Origin of the sequence: Streptomyces sp. SID13666, from assembly GCF_010548325.1 — a bacterium.
Classification (GTDB): domain Bacteria; phylum Actinomycetota; class Actinomycetes; order Streptomycetales; family Streptomycetaceae; genus Actinacidiphila; species Actinacidiphila fildesensis.
On record NZ_JAAGLX010000129.1, the window covers coordinates 1 to 963 of the forward strand.

The 963-nt window shown below is 79.1% G+C and carries 1 pseudogene; it reads left to right on the forward strand.

Features of this window, described 5'->3' with window-relative positions:
* Window positions 1-963: pseudogene (locus G3I60_RS43695) on the forward strand (hypothetical protein); the annotation flags it as partial.

Genomic DNA, 963 nt, shown 5'->3' on the forward strand with positions numbered 1-963 from the left:
GGCCGCGCAGCACGCCCGCGAGGCCGCCGCGACCGAATCCCGGGTGGAACTGGCCGCCGCCCGCGCCGCGGACGCCCTGGCGGCCGCCGAGGCCGCCCACTCCGCCGACTTCCGCGTCGCCGAGGCCCTCGCGGCAGAACCGCGGCTGTCCGAACTCCTCAGCCTGCCGGGCCCGACGGCGAACGAGTCCGTCACCCGGGACGCCATCCCCGGCCCCCGCGGCTCGGCGGCCTCCGCCGGCGAACGGCACCGCCCCGACGCCGCGCCCGCCGCACCGCACCGCCCCGACGCCCGCCCGCTGGGCGCCATGGAGCTGGACGCGTTCGCCGAACCGCTGCGGGAGCTGCTGGACGGCACCGTCGCGGCCGCCGAGCGGAAGCTGTTCGACCTGCGCACCACGGCCGCCGACGACGCGCGGATCCTGGCGGCGCTCGGTGACGGCGGCCTGCTGCCGCCCGGCCCTGACGTGCTGGCCACCGTGGAGTACCTGGGCGAGCACGGCATCCCCGCACTGCCCGGCTGGCGCTACCTCGCGCAGGCCGTGGACCCCGCGGACCACACCGCCGTGATGTCGGCGCGCCCGGAGCTGGTGGACGGCGTCGTCGTCACCGACCCGGAGACGTACCGCAGGGCCCGCGAGGTCCTCGCGCAGGCGGCCCTGCTGCCCCGCTCGACCGTGGCGGTGGGCACCGCGGCCGCCCTGCTCGCACCGACCCCCTCGGGCGGCGACGGGTCCGACGTGTTCCTCGTCCCGCCGAACCCCGCGATGCACGACGAACTGGCGGCCGACGGCGAACGCCAGGAGCTGCGGACCCGGGCGAGCGCCCGGGAGGCCGAGATCCGCGCGCTGGCCGCCCGGCTCGGCCATGACCGGACGCTGGCGGCGCGGCTGGCGTCCTGGCGGTCCGGCTGCCCGCAGGGGCAGCTCGGCCAACTCGCGGCGGCCGTGGAAGCGGCCGTGGA